Annotated in this window: 16 protein-coding genes; 15 read left to right on the top strand and 1 reads right to left on the bottom strand. The window is 38.7% G+C overall.

The annotated features are described in order from the left end of the window. The first annotated feature begins 60 nt into the window (after positions 1 to 60). The 8 genes from ACIP9G_RS10900 (at position 61) to ACIP9G_RS10865 (ending at position 12162) form a co-directional block, all read left to right on the top strand. Positions 61 to 1266, top strand: coding sequence for an acetyl-CoA C-acetyltransferase (locus ACIP9G_RS10900; protein ID WP_401019226.1), 1206 nt, complete (start codon positions 61 to 63; stop codon positions 1264 to 1266). Beyond that, positions 1266 to 2117: a 3-hydroxybutyryl-CoA dehydrogenase gene (locus ACIP9G_RS10895; protein ID WP_401019225.1), complete on the top strand. Its 852-nt coding sequence runs from the start codon at positions 1266 to 1268 to the stop codon at positions 2115 to 2117. Before ACIP9G_RS10900 ends, ACIP9G_RS10895 begins: the two co-directional genes overlap by 1 nt. Before the next feature lie 196 nt (positions 2118 to 2313). Continuing rightward, a complete protein-coding gene (locus ACIP9G_RS10890; RefSeq protein ID WP_401019223.1) occupies positions 2314 to 3447 on the top strand; it encodes an acyl-CoA dehydrogenase in 1134 nt (377 codons plus the stop codon). 98 nt (positions 3448 to 3545) lie between these two features. Then, positions 3546 to 4682, top strand: a complete 1137-nt coding sequence (locus ACIP9G_RS10885; RefSeq protein ID WP_340821010.1) for an acyl-CoA dehydrogenase — start codon at positions 3546 to 3548, stop codon at positions 4680 to 4682. Between the two features lie 3 nt (positions 4683 to 4685). Then, complete coding sequence (locus ACIP9G_RS10880) at positions 4686 to 5318, top strand: TetR/AcrR family transcriptional regulator (RefSeq protein ID WP_173478637.1); 633 nt, start codon at positions 4686 to 4688, stop codon at positions 5316 to 5318. A gap of 294 nt (positions 5319 to 5612) precedes the next feature. Beyond that, entirely contained in the window at positions 5613 to 8861 is a 3249-nt protein-coding gene (icmF, locus tag ACIP9G_RS10875; protein WP_340821009.1) for a fused isobutyryl-CoA mutase/GTPase IcmF, read from the top strand. A 464-nt stretch (positions 8862 to 9325) separates the two neighbouring features. Beyond that, on the top strand, positions 9326 to 9868 hold the full coding sequence (rpoE, locus tag ACIP9G_RS10870; RefSeq protein ID WP_340821008.1) for a DNA-directed RNA polymerase subunit delta: 543 nt from the start codon (positions 9326 to 9328) through the stop codon (positions 9866 to 9868). Positions 9869 to 10569: 701 nt separating this feature from the next. After that, entirely contained in the window at positions 10570 to 12162 is a 1593-nt protein-coding gene (locus tag ACIP9G_RS10865) for a CTP synthase (protein WP_340821007.1), read from the top strand. A 275-nt stretch (positions 12163 to 12437) separates the two neighbouring features. On the opposite strand, the gene ACIP9G_RS10860 is transcribed toward ACIP9G_RS10865, so the two are convergent. Beyond that, positions 12438 to 12968 carry a DUF2529 family protein gene (locus ACIP9G_RS10860; protein ID WP_401019220.1) on the bottom strand — a complete coding sequence of 177 codons (531 nt, stop codon included), beginning with the start codon at positions 12966 to 12968 and terminating at the stop codon, positions 12438 to 12440. A gap of 154 nt (positions 12969 to 13122) precedes the next feature. Between ACIP9G_RS10860 and ACIP9G_RS10855 the strand changes: the two genes are divergently transcribed. From ACIP9G_RS10855 to ACIP9G_RS10825, 7 genes are all read left to right on the top strand, one after another. Next, positions 13123 to 13482 carry a response regulator gene (locus ACIP9G_RS10855; protein ID WP_340821005.1) on the top strand — a complete coding sequence of 120 codons (360 nt, stop codon included), beginning with the start codon at positions 13123 to 13125 and terminating at the stop codon, positions 13480 to 13482. Positions 13483 to 14004: 522 nt separating this feature from the next. After that, a complete protein-coding gene (locus tag ACIP9G_RS10850; protein WP_340821004.1) occupies positions 14005 to 14859 on the top strand; it encodes a class II fructose-bisphosphate aldolase in 855 nt (284 codons plus the stop codon). A gap of 150 nt (positions 14860 to 15009) precedes the next feature. Further along, positions 15010 to 15660, top strand: a complete 651-nt coding sequence (gene fsa, locus ACIP9G_RS10845) for a fructose-6-phosphate aldolase (RefSeq protein ID WP_340821003.1) — start codon at positions 15010 to 15012, stop codon at positions 15658 to 15660. A gap of 60 nt (positions 15661 to 15720) precedes the next feature. Beyond that, the gene (locus tag ACIP9G_RS10840; protein ID WP_340821002.1) at positions 15721 to 17007 is read left to right on the top strand and encodes a UDP-N-acetylglucosamine 1-carboxyvinyltransferase; all 1287 of its coding nucleotides are present in this window, start codon (positions 15721 to 15723) and stop codon (positions 17005 to 17007) included. 96 nt (positions 17008 to 17103) lie between these two features. Continuing rightward, positions 17104 to 18060, top strand: a complete 957-nt coding sequence (gene glpX / locus ACIP9G_RS10835; protein ID WP_340821001.1) for a class II fructose-bisphosphatase — start codon at positions 17104 to 17106, stop codon at positions 18058 to 18060. Between the two features lie 146 nt (positions 18061 to 18206). Next, positions 18207 to 19490, top strand: coding sequence for a transcription termination factor Rho (gene rho / locus ACIP9G_RS10830; RefSeq protein WP_340821000.1), 1284 nt, complete (start codon positions 18207 to 18209; stop codon positions 19488 to 19490). Between the two features lie 373 nt (positions 19491 to 19863). Continuing rightward, positions 19864 to 21771 carry an AraC family transcriptional regulator gene (locus ACIP9G_RS10825; RefSeq protein ID WP_401019218.1) on the top strand — a complete coding sequence of 636 codons (1908 nt, stop codon included), beginning with the start codon at positions 19864 to 19866 and terminating at the stop codon, positions 21769 to 21771. The last annotated feature ends 16 nt before the right edge of the window (positions 21772 to 21787 follow it).

The following is a 21787-nucleotide window of genomic DNA, read 5'->3' as shown; positions in this document are numbered from 1 at the left end:
AGTCAATGGAGATTGCTTTGATGCTTCATCGATAAACGTAAAACAAAAGGGGTGTTTTACTTGAATAGAGCTGTAATTTTAGCAGGAGCAAGAACGGCATTTGGTAAATTTGCTGGATCACTTTCCGCACTTAACGCAAGTGATTTAGGTGCGATTGCCATTAAAGGTGCACTTGAAAGAGCAAATATAGCACTAGATGCAGTGGATGAAGTAATTTTAGGTACCGTTTTACAAGGTGGGCAAGGTCAAATACCGTCAAGACAGGCTGCACTAAAAGCAGATTTACCTGTAGCAGTCAAAACAGAAACGATTAATAAAGTTTGTGCGTCGGGGATGCGCGCTGTAACTTTAGCCGATCAGTTAATTCGTTTAGGGGACGAAGAAGTGATTATTGCTGGTGGTATGGAGTCTATGTCAAACGCGCCTTACTATCTTCTAAATGGTCGAACTGGCCTACGTATGGGTGATTCTACAATGGTAGATGGAATGCTTTATGATGGGTTAACTTGTGCCTTTAATGAGGCAAGACCACCAATGGGGAGCTATGGCAATAAGGCTGCAATCGAATTTTCATTAAGTCGTCAAGAACAAGATGCATGGGCTGTTCGCAGTCATGAACGTGCTCTTGCCGCAATCGAACAAGGCTATTTTGCAGAGGAAATTGTACCTGTACAAATTGCACAACGTAAAGGTGAGCCGCTCGTAGTAGATACTGATGAAGCGCCAAGACCAGGTACTACACAGGATGTGCTTGCTAAACTTAAACCAGCTTTTGAAAAGGATGGTTCAATTACAGCTGGCAATGCTCCTGGCGTCAATGATGGGGCATGTGCACTCGTTGTAATGAGTGAAGAACGTGCAATGCGTGAAGGTAGAGAACCACTTGCCGTAATTATCGGGCATGCAGAGATTGCAATTGATCCGGAAAATTTCCCGCAAACACCAGGTCTCGTTATTAATAACTTGCTAAAAAAGACGGGTAAAACATTAGCTGACATCGATGTCATTGAAATCAATGAAGCCTTTGCAGCAGTGGCTCTTATTAGTAACCAGCTTGCTGACCTAGATGCAGAAAAAGTGAATGTTAATGGTGGTGCAGTGGCACTTGGCCATCCTATAGGCGCTTCTGGTGCTCGCATTATATTAACATTAGCACATGAGTTAAAGCGTCGTGGTGGAGGAATCGGTATTGCTGCAATCTGCTCTGGTGGAGGGCAAGGCGATGCAATCATGATTGAAGTACCAAAACAAAGGGGACATGAATGATGGGAATCCAAAAGGTAATGGTGATTGGTGCTGGGCAAATGGGCTCAGGAATTGCACAAGTTTGTGCGCAGGCAGGCTATGATGTTTTATTGAATGATATAAAACAGCCGTTTTTTGAACGTGGCATAGGCGTTATTACGAAAAACTTAACGCGTGATGTCGAAAAGGGCCGTAAAACCGAAGATGAAAAAACGGCTATTTTAGGTCGTATCACGATGTCACTAGATTTAGAGGATGCTAGTGATGTAGATATTATTATCGAAGCAGCTGTTGAAAACATGGAAGTAAAGCAATCCATATTCAAGCAATTAGATGCAATTGCACCGGCACACGCCATTCTTGCGACAAATACATCATCACTTCCAATTACAGAAATTGCAGCTGTCACAAACAGACCAGAACAAGTGATTGGCATGCACTTTATGAATCCAGTACCTGTCATGAAGCTTGTCGAAATTATTAGAGGTTTAGCTACAACTGACGAAGTATACAAAGCTGTGGAAGGAATGACTGTACAGCTATCCAAAACTCCAGTGGAAGTAAATGACTTCCCAGGCTTTATTGCAAACCGTATTTTACTGCCAATGATAAATGAAGCAATTTATGCGTTGTATGAAGGTGTTGCAACGAAGGAAGCAATCGATGATGTGATGAAGCTTGGCATGAATCATCCAATGGGACCTTTAACATTAGCGGACTTTATCGGTTTAGATACATGTTTATCAATTATGGAAATTTTACATGAGGGCTTAGGTGATAGTAAGTACAGACCTTGTCCTTTATTACGGAAATATGTAGCAGCAGGCTGGCTTGGTAAAAAATCAGGAAGAGGCTTTTACGTTTACGAATAGTCCTATGGGGATGGGAAGATTCAGATTAATTACTTACGTCTCGGCGTAATTTTGTCCAGATTTTTCGAGTTATTCGAAAAGCTTTTTAAAATCTGTGACAACCGCCGAGGACTGTAACTTGATTCAGCTAGGGGATGAATGCTAAATCAAATTAAAATGTAATGCTACGTGACAGCATAGAGGGGTGACATTATAGATGCATTTACAATTTACAGATGAGCAGTTAATGATGCGTGATATGGTGCGAAGTTTCTCACAAGAGAAAATTGCACCGTGGGTAGAACGTATGGAGGCAGGAGAGTTTCCACGTGAACTCCTGCAACAGATGGGTGAGCTAGGTTTAATGGGGATCACAACGCCAGAAGAACTAGGTGGCTCTGCGATGGATTTTACATCATACATCATCGCTATCAATGAACTATCAAAAGTTAGTGCAGTAATGGGAGTTATTTTATCAGTACATACTTCAGTAGGTACGAATCCTATTATTTATTTTGGTAATGATGAGCAGAAAAAGCGTTATGTTCCGAAGTTAGCTGCGGGTGAATATTTAGGCGCATTTTGTTTAACTGAGCCTAGCGCAGGTTCAGATGCAGGCTCACTACAATCAAAAGCGATACGCGATGGTGATGAGTATGTTATTAACGGCTCAAAAGTATTTATTACAAACGGAGGCGAAGCGGATGTTTATATCGTTTTTGCCTCAACCAATCAAGCTGAAAAAACACGTGGCATCTCAGCATTTATTGTTGAAAAGGGCACACCGGGCTTAATTATTGGTAAGGATGAACATAAAATGGGCCTACACGGTTCGCGTACAGTCCAATTAACATTTGATAACTGCCGAATTCCAGTTGGAAACCTTCTTGGGGAGGAAGGGGAAGGCTTCAAAATAGCAATGGCTAATTTGGATGTTGGACGAATAGGAATTGCAGCACAAGCTTTAGGAATCGCTGAAGCGGCACTTGAAGCAGCAACTAGCTATGCCAAAGAGCGTGTGCAATTTGGTAAACCTATTTCAGCACAACAAGGAGTTGGCTTTAAGCTTGCTGATATGGCGACTGCCGTGGAAGCGTCAAAACTGCTTGTGTATCGAGCAGCTGATTTACGTGCAAAAGGTTTACCATGTGGAGCAGAAGCTTCGATGGCAAAGCTCTTCGCTTCACGTACAGCCGTACAAACAGCGATTGAAGCTGTACAAATTTTTGGAGGCTACGGTTATACGGAGGATTATCCGGTAGAACGTTATTTCCGTGATGCCAAAGTGACTGAAATTTACGAAGGTACAAGTGAAATACAAAAACTCGTTATTAGCAAACATTTAATTTAATAGAGAGCACCATTGTAAAAGAGTTAGTGCACGCGTGTTTATTAGGAATCCAATGAAGTCTTAGATGAAATTCATTAAAATTAAAGGGGAAATGGACAATGAACTTTCAATTAACAGAAGAACATGAACAATTACGTGAAATGATTCGCGACTTTGCTTTAAACGAGGTAGCACCATCAGCAGCGGAGCGCGATGAAAATGAGGAATTTGATCGTGCAATTTTCGACAAAATGGCTGAGTTAGGCTTAACAGGGATTCCGTGGCCAGAAGAATACGGCGGTGCAGGTTTTGATTATCTTGCTTATGTAATTGCTGTTGAGGAATTATCGCGTGTATGTGCTTCTACAGGCGTAACATTATCTGCGCATACATCTCTTGCTGGTTGGCCATTATATAAATTTGGCAATGAAGAACAAAAACAAAAATATCTTCGACCAATGGCAGAGGGTAAACATATCGGTGCTTATGGATTAACAGAGCCAGGATCTGGATCCGATGCGGGTGGTATGAAAACATATGCAAAACGTGATGGCGATGATTATATTTTAAATGGTTCAAAGATTTTTATTACAAATGGTGGAGTAGCAGATACATATATCGTATTTGCTGTAACAGATCCAGAAGCGAAAAACGGTACTTCTGCTTTTATCGTTGAAGCTGGCTACGAAGGCTTTTCTGTTGGTAAAAAGGAGAAAAAGCTAGGGATTCGTTCATCACCAACAACAGAAATTATTTTCGATAACTGCCGTGTGCCAAAAGAAAACCTACTTGGGGCTGAAGGAGAAGGTTTTAAAATTGCTATGACAACACTTGATGGTGGTCGTAACGGCATTGCTGCACAGGCTGTGGGGATTGCTCAAGGTGCATTAGATGCTGCGGTTGACTATGCAAAAGAGCGTGTACAATTCGGTAAGCCAATTACGGCAAACCAAGGTGTTTCCTTTAAATTAGCTGATATGGCAACACAAATTGAAGCATCTCGTCTTCTTACATACCAAGCTGCTTGGTTAGAGACGAATGGTCTTCCATATGGTAAGGCATCGGCAATGGCTAAGTTAATGGCTGGTGATACAGCAATGAGCGTCACAACTGAAGCGGTTCAAGTTTTTGGTGGTTATGGTTATACGAAAGATTATCCAGTAGAACGCTATATGCGCGATGCAAAAATTACACAGATTTACGAAGGTACACAAGAGATTCAACGTCTTGTTATCTCACGTATGTTGACGAAATAATTTATGACAGAAAAAAACAAAAGGCCCCAAGTCCAGTCAACCGTGAAAGACGAAAATCTCATTGCCATTCGCCGAGAACAAATGATTCAAGGTGCCATTAAATTATTTAAAGAAAAAGGTTTCCATCGTGCGACAACAAGAGAAATTGCAAAAGCAGCGGGTTTTAGTATTGGTACATTGTATGAGTATATTCGTACGAAAGAAGATGTACTTTACCTCGTCTGTGATAGCATCTACCACCATGCGATGGAGCGACTATCAAGCTATGAAATAAAAGCAGGTACGATAGAAGAGTTAAAAGAAATGATTCGTGAGTATTTTTTACAAATTGATAGCATGGTTGATGAATTAACAATTATGTATCAGGAAACGAAATCATTATCCAAAGAAGCACAGCGTTATGTTTTCGGTAAAGAGTTTGAGATGGTTGCCACTTTTGAAAGGCTGTTGCAACGCTGTGTGCAGTCAGGGGAACTAACAATGACTGATAAGCAAATTCATTTGGCAGCGAATAATTTAGTTGTTCAAGGACAAAGCTGGGCGTTCCGTAAATGGGCGCTTCATCGTCAACATTCACTTGACGAGTATATCGAAATGCAAACAACATTGTTCATTTCAGGCATTAAGGGGTTTTAATAAGTTCCAAAGGGGTTCGTCGGTAATTGCATAAAGCGACATTGCAATTACCGATTTTTTTCATGATTTTGTATGGCAGAAAGCTCATAATAACGTCAAAACCATACAAACGGGTCAATTTAATAAGTAGTTTTTCTAAAAAGATATATGAACAAGTGAAGCGGAAGTAGCTCGGTGCTTGCCTGCGGGAAGTGTCTGCATTGAGCAAAATGATGCGTTTGAAAATAATATGAATTGAAATTAACTTAAACATCAATGAAAAGGTTTACTAAGGGGAGAAAGTGGGGGTTTCATATGACAAAGGTAGAAGTGTATCGTCCAAAAAATCACGTACGTTTTGTAACAGCATCAAGTCTTTTTGATGGACATGATGCTTCGGTCAATATTATGCGACGTATTTTACAATCAAGCGGTGTGGAAGTTATCCATCTAGGACATAATCGCTCTGTAGAAGAAGTCGTTAATGCTGCGATTCAAGAAGATGCTCAAGGTATTGCTTTGTCTTCTTATCAAGGTGGCCATATGGAATACTTTAAATATATGTTTGATTTATTGCGCGAAAAAGGGGCACCGCATATTAAAATATATGGCGGCGGCGGTGGTGTTATTTTGCCACGTGAAATTAAAGAATTACATGCTTATGGCATTGCGGGTATTTTCTCACCTGAAGATGGTCGAGTTCTAGGGCTGCAAGGAATGATTAATGAGCAAATTAAAGGAACTGATTTTCCAACTGCAACAGGCGACTATCTAGCAAAGCTTGATACTTTAACAACAGAGACACCAGAATTATTGGCGAACTTAATAACTGCTGCTGAATCGAATGACGATGAAGAAACGAAAAAGATGTTAGTGGAAGCACGTAAACGCTCAAAAGGAACACCAATTTTAGGGATTACAGGTACAGGTGGTGCAGGTAAATCTTCTTTAACAGATGAGCTTATCCGTCGTTTCTTAAAAGAATTCCCGGATAAACGTGTAGCGATTTTATCAGTCGATCCAACAAAGCAAAAAACAGGTGGAGCATTACTAGGGGACCGCATTCGTATGAATGCCATTTTCAATAACCGTGTTTATATGCGAAGTTTGGCGACACGTGGTTCTCGTACAGAGCTCTCTGCTTCTATTGGCGATGTGTTAGATGTCGTTCGTGTAGCAGGCTATGATTTAATTATTGTTGAAACAAGCGGAATTGGTCAAGGAGATGCAGAGATTACAAATTACACGGATCTATCCATGTACGTTATGACGAGTGAATTTGGTGCACCGACTCAGCTTGAGAAAATAGATATGATTGATTTTGCAGATGTTATTGCCATTAATAAGTTCGAACGTAAAGGCTCAGAAGATGCGCTACGTCAAGTGCAAAAGCAATACCAACGTTCACGAGAACTTTGGGATGAGCCAATTGATAAAATGCCTGTATACGGTACGATTGCTAGTCAATTTAATGATAAAGGGACGAATGCTTTATTTGCTGCATTAGTTCACATTATTAATGAAAAAACAGGTAGTGACTGGGAAACAGGCTATGAGCAATTTGCTAAAACGCAAAAACAAGATGTTATTATTCCGAATGATCGCCGTTATTATCTACGCGAAATAACAGATACAGTGCGTGGATATCATAAAAAAACAGAACAACAAGTTGCATTTGCCCGTCGCCTATTCCAACTAGAGGGCGCCATCGTAGCAGTGAAAGAAAAGGCACCAGATGATGCACTTGTCGCATCGCTTACATCTTTAGCGGAAGGTGTCCGTGATGAATTAACAGCAGAGTCTAAGCGTATTTTAGATAATTGGCAAGCTTTGAAAGAAGCGTATGCTGGAGATGAATTTGTAACGAAGGTGCGCGATAAGGAAATTCGCACAATTTTAAAAACAACGAGTCTTTCAGGGACAAAAATACCGAAAGTTGTACTACCGAAGTTTGTTGACTATGGAGAAATTTTACGTTGGGTATATCGTGAAAATGTACCAGGCGAATTCCCATATACTGCAGGTGTGTTCCAATTCAAACGTGAAGGTGAAGATCCGAAGCGACAATTTGCTGGAGAGGGTACACCAGAGCGAACAAATAAACGCTTCCATTATTTATCGAAAGACGATGATGCAAAGCGTTTATCAACAGCATTTGATTCGGTTACGTTATACGGTGAGGACCCAGATTACCGTCCAGATATTTACGGAAAAGTTGGAGAATCAGGTGTCTCAATTTGTACGCTTGAAGATATGAAGAAGCTCTATGCAGGATTTGACCTTTGTGCACCTTCTACCTCTGTATCCATGACAATCAATGGACCTGCGCCAATTATTTTGGCGATGTTTATGAACACAGCGATTGATCAGCAAGTAAAGCTGCGTGAAGCAGAACTTGGTAGACCTTTGACAGTTGAAGAATTTACAGAGACACGTGCGAAAACATTACAAGTTGTGCGTGGTACGGTACAGGCTGATATTTTAAAAGAAGACCAAGGGCAAAATACATGTATTTTCTCAACGGAATTTGCTCTAAGAATGATGGGCGACATTCAGCAGTATTTTATCGACAAAAAAGTACGTAACTACTACTCTGTTTCCATTTCGGGCTATCATATTGCAGAGGCTGGAGCCAATCCAATTTCCCAGCTAGCGTTTACACTCGCAAACGGCTTTACGTATGTTGAATACTATTTAAGTCGTGGTATGAATATTGACGATTTCGCACCAAATCTATCATTCTTCTTCTCAAATGGATTAGATCCAGAATATACAGTGATAGGCCGAGTTGCTCGTCGTATTTGGGCAGTTGTTATGCGCAATAAATACGGGGCAAATGAACGTGCTCAAAAGCTGAAGTATCATGTCCAAACATCTGGACGTAGTTTGCATGCACAAGAAATTGACTTCAATGATATTCGTACAACGTTACAAGCGCTTATGGCATTGCAGGACAATTGTAATTCATTGCATACAAATGCATATGATGAAGCAATAACTACTCCAACAGAGGAATCTGTACGTCGAGCTATGGCAATTCAAATGATTATTACGAAAGAGCATGGTTTAGCGAAAAATGAAAACCCATTACAGGGGGCATTTATCGTTGAAGAATTAACAGATTTAGTAGAGGAAGCTGTGCTAGAGGAGTTTGATCGTATTAATGATCGCGGTGGTGTACTAGGTGCTATGGAAACACAATATCAACGCGGAAAAATTCAAGAAGAATCGATGCATTATGAAATGTTAAAACATTCGGGTGAATTACCGATAATCGGGGTAAACACATACTTAAATCCGAATCCACCAACGGATGATGCAATCGACAACATGGAAATTGCACGTGCATCGTCAGAAGAGAAAGAAACGCAAATTCGCAATTTGCAATTGTTCTGGCAACAACATGAAGGACAAACAGAAGCAGCAATTGCCCGCTTACAAGAGGTAGCTGTCAACAATGGTAATATTTTCGAAGAACTAATGGAAACCGTAAAAGTAGCTAGCCTAGGACAAATTACAAAGGCTTTATATGAAGTTGGTGGACAGTTCCGTCGCAACATGTAAAACAAATAGATGTTAATTTGCTAATTTGTGGAACGTAAATGCTAGTTTATCCGACATGCTGCTGTATTTTAAAGTGTCTAGTCATACGATTAGGCACTTCTTTTCATTTTCGTTATAATAGAAATGTAAAAAAGAGGGGGCGCAGTAGAGGATGAAATCAATAATTCACTACATTATTGTTTTAGCTTTAGTATTGGGAGTTATTTTCCTGTATAATAAGCAAATTGGCGCTATTCCTTTATTGTTATTATCGATTTATTTATTTTTTCTAGGGATAAAAAAAATGTGTAATATAAAAAACAGTAATTGAAGCTAGCAAAGAGACTAAAACATTGTATATAATGGGTATTATGCTTATGGTATGGAAAGTTACTTTTGTGCGGTCTTTTTTAGCTGCGCTCCGAAAATAAAGCACTATTTAATTTTAAAACGTCCATTGTGATGAGAGGAAGGAAGTGCACGAATTGAATTTTCGTGAAATGACAAAGGAACAATTAGCGGAAGAATCGTTAATTAACTTAGCTTATGCAATTTTAACTGAAAAACGTGCTTCAGTGTCATTTAATGACCTGCTTACAATTATTAAAGAGCTAGTTGGCTATAGTGATGAGGAAATTAAATCACGCCTACTACAATTCTACACTGATATGAATGTTGATGGACGTTTCTTATTTAATCAAGAAACTGGTTGGGGCTTACGCGAATGGTTTAAAGTAGAACAAATCGAAGAAGAAACAGCTCCATCTGTGAAAACACACAAGAAAAAATCTAAAGCTACTCTTGATGATGATGATTTAGAAGAAGATATTGAAGAAGATGAAATTGACTTCGATGAGGATTATGAAGAGTTCGTTGAAGAAGAGGAAGAAGAAGAAGAAGATATCGATGGAGAAAAAGAAGATATTGACTTCGACGAAGAAGATATAGAAGACATCGAGGATGAAATTGATGAAGATTTCATTGAAGATGAGGAAGAGTTTGAAGAAGAAGAAGAGGAAGAAGTGTAACACAAACACACTTTGAATTTTCTTACTTCTGTACTTGTATTAAAAATTCTTGACTTATTTCACGGTTCCGTTTAATCTTTTACTTGGGCTCCTTAAAAAAAGGAGAAAGACCGTGTATATAATACGCTCCCCCTGCAAACCTATGCAGGAGGGGCGTTTTTTTTGTTTTTAACTTGCTGAATCAAGTTAAAGATCAAGGCGAATATCAATGATTTTAGGAGGAGCTTTTTGACCAGGCTCCAATAAAATTTGGAAGTACTCGCCGAGATGTAATGAATAATCAGTCAAGCTCTCCCAGCTAATAAATAATGATTTGAATACGAAAGTGGTAAACTAATCATTATGTATATTAATCGGTGACTGAGTTATATGGTAAAGCTTCTCATAGCGATAATAATTAGATTGCTTATAGGCGATGCTAACTATGAAAGTTTTACTACGAAGAACAATTTAGAAAAGTAAAAAAGATATAGAAACGATTACAGCTTCGAATCGACTGCATTTACATGTAGGCATTCTCGGCTTTTCTTATTTTAGGGATAGGAAAGCATCAAGTTTCTTTTTCATGTCCATACAATTGTGTTGTCAGTTTACATTTCCTTCCTGCAATTAGGCGATTGGTAAACGGTATGACAGAATGGATGGACGCAATATACTTTTTTTACTAACAAGATCTAGTACAACATAAGGAGGAATTTTTCATGACAAAGTATATTTTTGTAACAGGTGGGGTTGTGTCATCACTTGGAAAAGGGATTGTAGCAGCATCTCTAGGACGTTTATTAAAAAACCGTGGGTTAGAAGTAACGATTCAAAAATTTGACCCATATATCAATATTGACCCAGGTACAATGAGCCCATATCAACATGGTGAGGTTTTCGTTACAGATGATGGCGCTGAGGCTGATTTGGACTTAGGTCACTATGAGCGTTTCATTGACATTAACCTAGGCAAACATTCAACTGTAACATCTGGTCGCGTATATCAATCTGTATTACAAAAAGAACGTCGTGGTGACTATAACGGCGGAACAGTTCAAGTAATTCCTCATATTACAAATGAAATTAAAGAACGTATCCAACGCGCAGGACGTGAAACGAATGCAGATGTTGTTATTACTGAGGTTGGAGGAACTGTAGGGGATATTGAATCACTACCATTCCTAGAAGCTATTCGTCAAATGAAAACCAATTTAGGCCATAACAATGTAATGTATGTTCACTGTACGTTAATTCCTTACATTAAAGCTGCCGGTGAATTAAAAACAAAACCAACACAACATTCTGTTAAAGAATTACGTTCTTTAGGGATTCAGCCAAATATTATCGTTGTGCGTACAGAACAAGAAGTGCCAGAAGAAATGAAAGAAAAATTAGCATTATTCTGTGACGTTCAACCTCATGAAATTATCGAATCTCGTGATGCAGAGCATTTATATGAAGTACCATTAAATCTTCATGCGCAAGATTTCGATGATATCGTACTTGATCATTTCGGTATTGAAGCACCAGAGGCAGATATGGAAGAATGGCGCGACCTTGTTGCAAAAGTGAAGAGCCTACCAAATAAACGAAAAGTGGCATTAGTAGGTAAGTATGTAGAATTACAAGATGCTTATATTTCAGTTGTAGAGGCGTTAAAACATGCAGGTTATGCGTTTAACTCTGATATCGATATTGATTGGATTAACGCAGAGCATGTAGATGCTGACAATGTTGTAGCATTACTTAAAGATGCTGATGCTATTTTAGTACCAGGTGGCTTTGGTGATCGAGGCGTTGAAGGTAAAATTTTAGCAACTCAGTATGCTCGTGAAAATAACGTACCGTTTTTAGGTATTTGCTTAGGTATGCAACTAGCAACAATAGAATTTGCTCGTAACGTACTAGGCTTAAATGGAGCGCATTCTACAGAACTTGATGCGGAAACACAATATCCTATTATTGATTTCTTACCAGATCAAAACGATAACGTAGATATTGGTGGTACATTACGTTTAGGTTTATATCCATGTAAGTTAAAAGAAGGCTCAAAAGCAAGTGATGCTTACGATAAAGAGCTTGTGTACGAACGTCACCGTCATCGTTATGAATTCAATAATGAATACCGCGAGGCAATGGAAGCGGCAGGTCTTGTATTCTCAGGTACAAGCCCAGACGGAAAATTAGTGGAAATTATTGAGCTACCAGAAAACAACTTCTTTGTAGCTTGCCAATTCCACCCAGAATTCGTATCACGTCCAAACCGTCCACAACCATTATTCCGTGATTTCATCGGAGCAACATTTAAATAAAACTAAAAAGGATGTCTCGTTATTTCGAGGCATCCTTTTAGTCTGTAGGCAAACTCGAAAAATATTGATTTTGCCTACAATTTTTTTAGAACACTATGGAAAACGCCGAAAACCTTCCTGAATTGCTGAAAGCATGGAAATGTACGTTTCAGCGAGGAGTCGATATCTTCTGCTTCATTCTAAATAAATTCCATTTTAAGGCATGCTAAAAGGCACCAAAAATGAACTTCTCGATGCCTTTGTGTATAGCGGTTTAATTTTTATATAGTGAAGCTTTATAGCTCTTCATCATCAAATCCGAGCATTTCATCATAAGCGATTTTTATAGCTTCATAAATGAATAGGGCAGCTATTGCATGCGGTACAACAATGCGCTCACCTAAATCATTAGGTAACAATCCTCCGCGCATACGAGTAGAGATATATGTATACGCTAAATCGGCTAATGGATTTTCTGCATTTGCTACTTCACTAGCTACGGCTGCAAATGGAATAAAGTGTTCGTTCAATTTTTTTGCTAAAGCTAAAGCTTCCTGATCGTGTGCACTACGGGTAAAAATACAAATACGATCGGCTTCACTAACTTCAGAATGCTCTGTCCAAGGGAGTAGCTTAGCGAAACGCTCAACACCTTGAAGTGCATTTAACTCGACAACTTGCATTTCGCCAAAACAAGCAAAGTAAACATTTCCTTCGCCTATTGCTGCTTGTGCAAGTAAACGTGCTGTTTCTTCAATAGATTCTTCTTCGCTTTGTGTTATTCTTTGTAATAATCCGCTCAGCTGTGTTGTTAATATTTTTGACATGATTCCACCTCAATCAATATTATATGTATGTGTGAAGCATAAAGCAAAAGTAGATAATTTATAATACTAGAAGGTATTAAGCTGTAAAAGGAGAATAATACATAATATAGATATCTTTGTGCAAAATAATAATTCAAAAAGGGCGGAATGCAATGTGAAACGATTACTAATTGTTGATGATCAGCAGGGAATTCGTTTGCTATTAAATGAAGTTTTGAAAAAAGAAGGTTATGTTACATATTTAGCAGCTAATGGCGCTGAAGCACTACGTTATGCAGAGGAAGAATCAATGGATTGTGTATTGCTAGATATGAAGATTCCTGGCATGGATGGCATAGAAATTTTAAAATGTTTAAAAGAGAAATGGCCGCAATTACCTGTCTTTATGATGACCGCTTACGGTGAATTAGATGTAGTACAGGAAGCATTGGAATTAGGGGCAATTCGTTACTTTACTAAGCCATTTGATATTTTTGAAGTACGTGATGCAGTAAATAAAACATTAAACACATAAAAAAACAGGCAGTGGCAAACACCGCCTGTTTTTTACATATGCTCGAATAGTTGATGCTGATGATAATTTTCACTGCGTTGCTCTCCGCTATCGGTGCAAAAATATAAGCACCTGAAATTTCTTTTATAATTAGAAGAGGCATCTGCCGCTGCGTTTGCACTACGCTTTCGATGCAGAAAATATAAGCACCTGAAATTTCTTTTCAGGTGCTTTTGAAAAAAGGGCACCTGTCGCTGCGTTGCTCTCCGCTATCGGTGCTAAAATATAAGCACCTGAAATTTCTTTTATATTAGAAGAGGCATCTGCCGCTGCGTTTGCACTACGCTTTCGATGCAGAAAATATAAGCACCTGAAATTTCTTTTCAGGTGCTTTTGATAAAAGGGCACCTGTCGCTGCGTGGCTCTCCGCTATCGGTGCTAAAATATAAGCACCTGAAATTTCTTTTCAGGTGCTTATATTTTTGCTATGATTAAATAGCACATTTATGTATAAAGAATAGTCCTAAAAGGAGGATTTTTAGTATGGCATTAGTATCTATGAAAGAGATGTTAATTAAAGCAAAGGCAGAAGGTTATGCAGTTGGTCAATTCAACATCAACAACCTTGAATGGACACAAGCAATTTTACAAGCAGCGGAAGAAGAGAAATCACCTGTAATCCTTGGCGTATCTGAAGGCGCAGGTAAATATATGGGTGGATTTATCTCAGTAGTACACATGGTAAAAGGATTAATGGAATCTTATGGTATTACAGTTCCAGTTGCTATTCATCTTGACCATGGTTCTAGCTTTGAAAAGTGTAAAGAAGCGATTGATGCAGGATTTACTTCTGTTATGATTGATGCTTCACACCATCCTTTCGAAGAAAATATCGCGACTACTTCAAAAGTAGTTGAATATGCACATGCCAAAGGTGTCTCTGTAGAAGCTGAGCTTGGAACAGTTGGTGGGGACGAGGATGGCGTAATTGGTGGTATTATGTACGCTGACCCAGAAGAATGCCGTAAAATGGTTGAATTAACAGATATTGATTGCCTAGCACCAGCACTTGGCTCTGTACATGGTCCTTACAAAGGAGAACCAAACTTAGGCTTTAAGGAAATGGAGGAAATCTCAAACTTAGCAGATCTTCCTTTAGTATTACATGGTGGTACAGGTATTCCAACAAAAGATATTCAACGCTCAATTTCATTAGGTACTGCTAAAATTAACGTTAATACTGAAAATCAAATCGCAGCTACAAAAGTGATTCGTGAAATTCTTGACAATGATAAAGATGTTTACGATCCTCGTAAATTCTTAGCGCCAGCTCGTGAAGCGATTAAAACAACAGTTGTCGGTAAAATCCGTGAATTTGGAAGTGCACAAAAAGCATAATTTAGCTTCTTATATTGTACAAAAGCAAAGATGAATACACATAATAAGAGAAGTGTTGATGCTAGCAATCGACCTTCTCTTGTTTTTGACATAATAACTTTTTTGAAAAAAATTAAAAATATAAACAAATACGGTTTAGGAGGAAATATTATGAAATTCTTTATTGATACAGCAAACTTTGACGAAATTAAAGAAGCACACGCATGGGGTATTTTATCGGGTGTTACGACAAATCCATCATTAGTTGCAAAAGAGGAAAACGTTTCTTTTCATGATCGACTACGTGAAATTGCAGAGCTTGTAGATGGCTCAGTAAGTGGAGAGGTAATTGCATTAGATGCTGAAGGAATGATTAAAGAAGGTCTAGAATTAGCTGCGATTGCACCGAATATCACAGTTAAATTACCGATGACACCAGCTGGCTTAGAGGCTTGCCGCTTCTTTGCAAACAAAGGCATTAAAACAAACGTAACACTAATTTTTAGTGCAAACCAAGCATTAATGGCTGCGCGTGCGGGTGCTACATATGTATCACCATTTATCGGACGTTTAGATGATATTGGTCTAAATGGTGTAGAGCTTATTGAAACAATTTCAGATATTTTTACAATCCATAACATTGAAACGCAAATTATTGCAGCATCAATTCGTCACCCTCAACACGTAACGGCGGCAGCACTTGCGGGCGCTCATATTTCAACAACTCCTTTTAAAGTGTTAAAACAACTTTTCCACCATCCATTAACGGAAAAAGGAATTGAAGGATTTTTAGCGGATTGGAATAAGCGAAAAGGTGAATAATAAGATTATAAAGTGAGTCAAATGCTAAAATTACTTTCCAATCATGAGGGAGAACGCAAAATGGATGTTTATAAAATTACAGGCGAAAATCGTCTAAAAGGTACAATTAAAGTTAGTGGTGCAAAAAATAGTGCAGTCGCCTTAATACCAGCATCAATTTTGGCGAACTCTCCAGTGACAATTGGAGGGATTCCAGAAATTTCAGATGCTTGGACTTTAAAAGCCTTGTTAGAAGAGATCGGTGGAGAAGTACAATTTGAGAATGGCAAAATGATTATTGATCCTTCCGAAATGCTTGCACTACCTTTGCCAAATGGTAATGTAAAAAAACTCCGTGCCTCTTATTATTTAATGGGGGCGATGCTTGGTCGCTTCAAAAAGGCTGTCATTGGCTTGCCAGGTGGTTGCTTCTTAGGACCGCGTCCGATTGATCAACACATTAAAGGCTTTGAGGCACTTGGTGCTAAAATTACAAACGAGCACGGTGCGATTTATTTACGTGCAGAAGAATTAATTGGTGCCAAAATTTATTTAGATGTCGCAAGTGTTGGCGCTACAATCAATATTATGTTGGCAGCAGTACGTGCAAAGGGTCGTACGGTTATTGAAAATGCAGCAAAAGAACCTGAAATAATCGACGTAGCAACACTTCTTACAAATATGGGTGCCAATATTAAAGGTGCTGGTACAAGTGTAATTCGTATCGAAGGTGTTGATGAGCTGCACGGTACGGAGCATACAATTATTCCTGACCGTATTGAAGCTGCAACTTTTATGATTATGGCAGCAGCAGTTGGCGATGGCATTACGATAGACAATGTAATTCCGCTACATTTAGAGGCAATTACTGCAAAACTTCGTGAAATGGGCGTCAAGATTGATATAGGTGAGGAAAGCATTTTTGTTCCAAAAACAGACCTATCTACATTGCAAGCAGTTGATGTTAAGACGATTGTGTATCCTGGATTCCCTACAGATATTCAGCAACCACTTTCTGTGTTAATGACACAGGCATTTGGCTCCTCAAAAATTACAGATACGATCTATTCGGCTCGGTTTAAACATATTGATGAGCTACGTCGTATGAATGCCAACGCACGTGTAGAAGGGAATACAGCGATAATTACCGGTCAAAGTAAATTACATGGCTCAAGCGTAACTGCAACAGACCTTCGCGCGGGTGCAGCATTAGTATTAGCTGGACTATTAGCAGAAGGTGAAACTGAAATTCACGATATCTATCATATTGAACGTGGCTATAGCTCACTTATTGAAAAATTACGTGACTTAGGCGCAGATATTCGACGTGAAACAATTATGGTCAGTGTTGCAGAGGCAAAGGAATAATGTGAGCTAAAAGTTTCGAGCCAATTATGTTACAATAAAAGTAATTTGAATGTTTCGGCACAATGAAACATGCCGATAACGGGAGGCAAAACAACAATGGAACGTAGTTTATCGATGGAAGTAGTACGAGTAACAGAGGCAGCAGCAATCGCATCCGGGAAATGGATGGGTCGCGGTTTGAAAATTGAGGCAGATGATGCAGCAACGACAGCAATGCGCTCAATGTTCGATACGATTCCAATGCATGCTACAGTAGTTATTGGGGAAGGTGAAATGGACGAAGCGCCAATGCTTTATATCGGTGAAGAACTTGGCCTTCGTAATGGCGGTCCTCAAGTAGACATAGCAGTCGATCCTTTAGAAGGTACAAATATAGTAGCAAAAGGTACAAACGGTGCAATGACTGTATTAGCAATTGCTGATAAGGGTAATCTGTTAAATGCACCAGATATGTATATGGAGAAAATCGCTGTAGGGCCAGAAGCTGCAGGAAAAGTTGATATTAATGCCTCTGTTACTTATAATTTATTACAAGTAGCAAAAGCAAAAAATAAAGATATTTCTGATGTAGTAGCTACTCTATTAGATCGCCCTCGCCATCAAGCAATAGTAGATGAGATTCGTGAAGCGGGAGCACGTATTAAATTTATTCAAGATGGAGATGTAGGTGCTGCTATTAACACAGCATTCGATGAAACAGGCATCGACATTATGTTTGGAATGGGCGGCGCACCAGAAGGTGTTATTTCAGCTGTTGCATTAAAATGCCTAGGCGGAGACTTCCAGGCCAAATTAGTGCCAGAAGACGAAGATCAGTTAGAACGCTGTAAAAAAATGGGCGTAGATGTAGAAAAAGTTCTTTACTTAGATGACTTAGTAAAAGGTGACGATGCAATTTTTGCAGCAACTGCAGTTACAGATTGTGAGCTTTTAAAAGGTGTTCAGTACAAAGGAGCTTACGCATTAACACATTCAGTTGTTATGCGAGCGAAAACAGGTACTGTACGATTTGTAGAAGGTCGTCACGCGCTTGATAAAAAACCTAGCTATTAATAATATTTTCTTCTAAAATATACCTAGTGCAACTTATTTGCACTAGGTACCTTCTTCTTCATTAAATCCATCCATAGTTTTACTTAAAACTTCTATGTTTACCCCAATACATGCATTATATTTTGAAAAAGACTGGAGTTGTGCATATGTCTGCATTGACAATCGCTCAATTAGAAAACATGACGTTAAAAGAGCTTTACGCCCTCGCACGCCAATACAAAATTTCGTATTATAGCAAACTAACGAAAAAGGAATTAATTTTTGCTATTTTGAAAACGCGTTCAGAGCAAGAGGGTTATTTCTTTATGGAAGGGGTACTTGAAATTGTTTCGCAAGAGGGCTTCGGCTTCCTTCGTCCAATAAATTACTCACCGAGTAAAGAAGATATTTATATTTCAGCTTCTCAAATTCGTCGTTTCGATCTTCGTAATGGGGATAAGGTGTCTGGCAAAGTACGCCCACCTAAAGAAAATGAACGTTACTATGGCTTACTACAGGTTGATGCTGTAAATGGTGAAGACCCTGAAGTAGCAAAAGAACGTGTTCACTTCCCAGCATTAACGCCGTTATATCCTGATCGTCAAATTAAGCTTGAAACAACACAGAGCAATCTATCAACACGAATTATGGATTTAGTAGCACCAGTAGGATTTGGTCAACGTGGTTTAATCGTCGCGCCTCCAAAAGCCGGTAAAACATCTTTACTTAAAGAAATTGCCAATGCCATTACAACGAATCACCCTGAGGCAGAGTTAATCGTCTTACTTATTGATGAGCGCCCTGAGGAAGTAACGGACATTGAGCGTTCTGTTAATGCGGATGTCGTGAGTTCTACGTTCGATGAAGTACCAGAAAATCATGTTAAGGTAGCGGAAATCGTGTTAGAACGAGCTCGCCGTTTAGTAGAACATAAACGTGACGTTATTATTTTAATGGACTCTATTACGCGTCTTGCACGTGCGTATAACTTAGTTATTCCACCGAGCGGTCGTACGCTTTCAGGTGGTATTGACCCTGCTGCCTTCCATAGACCAAAACGATTCTTCGGTTCTGCTCGTAATATCGAAGAAGGTGGTAGCTTAACAATTTTAGCTACAGCTTTAGTAGATACTGGATCACGTATGGATGAAGTAATCTATGAGGAATTTAAAGGGACTGGTAACTTAGAGTTGCACTTAGATCGACAACTAGCAGAGCGTCGTATTTTCCCTGCGCTTGATATTCGTCGTTCAGGTACACGTAAGGAAGAATTACTCCTTGAACCAGAACAACTTGAAAAACTATGGGCAATTCGCAAAACATTTTCAGATGCACCAGATTTTGCAGAGCGTTTCTTGAAAAAAATACGCACAACAAAATCAAACGAAGAATTTTTCGAAAAGTTAAATGAAGATATGAAAAAGGCCACTAAAGGTAAAGGGCTACTTTAAAAATGCAGACACCATTGACTAGTAATAGTTAATGGTGTTTTCGTTTTGATTACTGCCGTTAATTTCCCCCATGAGAGGTGCCAGGCACTCAAACAATTTTACTAGTTGATTGGAGCGGAGGCGGACGACTCTTGCGGGAACGCACAAAACGTAAGCCGCAACAGACCGCGCGTAGCGATTTTTGCGGCTTACGGTGTGCCCGCGGAAAGCGTCCGCCCGTAGCGGAAATTAACGAAGCAAGTTTATCCCTACTCTGACACCATTAACTAATAATAGTAATTGGTGTTTTTTTCTTGCGCTCTAAAAAGTATAATGAAATTGATAATCATTATCAACATAATGATGGTATGTCTTATTAGTTGAGGAGAACGCAATGAATTATGATGCCTACATGCTTCTATGGGAAAATGCACATATCAAGGTAAAACACATTGAATATGTATTTAACAACGAGGTGCAAAAAAAAGAAGTAATGAATTACAGTTCGTTATTAATCATCACAGTTGGTGAAGCAGAAATTATTATTGGAAATAATCCTTATCATGTGCAACAATTTAGCATTTTTCATATTGGAAAGTCCCAAACACTACATATAAAATCAAAAAAGCCTTTGAATTATTTTTTAATTCACTATAAAGGCGACGTCATTTATGTTGATGCATTTATGCAACATTTACAAATGCAATATCAACCTTTTCAAACAGAGTTCTCATGTGTACCTGCTAATCCTATTGTGATACAAAAGTTGTTGCACGACATGTTTAACAAGTGGCAGACAGGTTCTATTCATGAGCATGTATTTGTAAAAGCATCCTTTTATGAGCTCATTTATCGTGTGTTTCAAGAGCTTGCTGAAGGGCAAGGTAAACCACATGAAATGGATAAGGTAGAATTAGCACGTTTATTTTTAGAAGAACATATTCATGAGCCGTTATCAATACAAACGCTAGCAGATTCACTTCAAATTAGTACACGACATTTATTACGCATTTTTAAAGCTCGTTATGGAATAGGGCCACAAATTTATTTGCAGCAACTCAAAATTAAACGCGCAAAACAATATTTAATGGCCAATCAATATGACATTAAAGAAATTGCTATTTCTCTTGGATATGAGGATGAATACTATTTTAGTCGAGCCTTTAAAAAGGAGACAAGTATGGCGCCAACTATTTTTAGGCTGAAATATACAGCCGCTATGTCCGAAATTGCTATTACAAATGAGAATCATTTTCAATACAATAAGAATCAGCTCGAGCAAGCAAAACGATTTAAGATTGGGGAAAATGAAGTCATGATGAAAAAAATGCTTAAACATATAAAGACGCCCTTTTTGCTAAGTTTGTTAGTTTTACTAGCTGCATGTGGTGAGGATACAAAACAACCAGCTGAAAATAATGATAGTGTACCTAAAACAGAAGAAGCAGAGACTAAAACTATTACGGACGACAGTGGCCGAGAAGTAGAAATTCCAGTAAAAGCACAGCGAATTGTGACAGACTGGTATATGGGACAAATCCTTGCATTGGATGTTGTGCCAGTAGGAGCAATCACAGCCAATTTAAACTATGCAGCATTTTTAAAACCGTACTATAAAGACGGAGAAATTACGAATATCGGAACAGATGGTAATGCATCATTAGAAAAGATTTTAGAGTTAAAGCCAGATTTAATCATTACATGGAATCCAGAAGATGTTGAAAAATATGAAAAAATTGCACCGACAATCGTTTTTTCTGATACAGCCTATAATTCAGCTACTGATGAGGTCAAAGCAATGGGCGAATTTTTAGGAAGACAGGAAGAAGCAGACGCATTTGTCAAAGATTTTGAAAATCGTGTAACGCAAGCACAACAAAAAATAAATGCGGCTATTCCAGAAGGTGCTACTTTTACGATTTTTGATTTATTTGAAAAAAATGCAACTGTTGTTGGAAATTCCAGTGTGTCAGGAGGACGAGCACTCTATCAAATTCTTGGTGTAAAACCACAAGAAAAAATTCAGGAGCTACTTGATACAAAGGAATCAAATGGCGGTCGCTATGAAATCTCCTATGAAGTAGTCGGTGACTATGTTGGTGATTACGTCTTCGTTATTAATTTCTTTAATAAAGACGGGAAACTCCCTCCAACTTGGACAAATCTTGATGTTATCAAAAATAATAAAACAATTCCTTTAGAAGCGGAATACTATTTTGCTTCCGATCCTTTATCTGGACTACATCAAGCAGAAGATTTAGCTGACAAAATAGTAGAGTATACAAAGTCTCAGGAAAAATAAAAAGTAGAAATGTGGA

The sequence above is a fragment of the Lysinibacillus sp. NPDC093197 genome (genome assembly GCF_044754025.1).
Taxonomy (GTDB): domain Bacteria; phylum Bacillota; class Bacilli; order Bacillales_A; family Planococcaceae; genus Lysinibacillus.
This window is presented reverse-complemented; position numbering and strand designations above follow the sequence as displayed.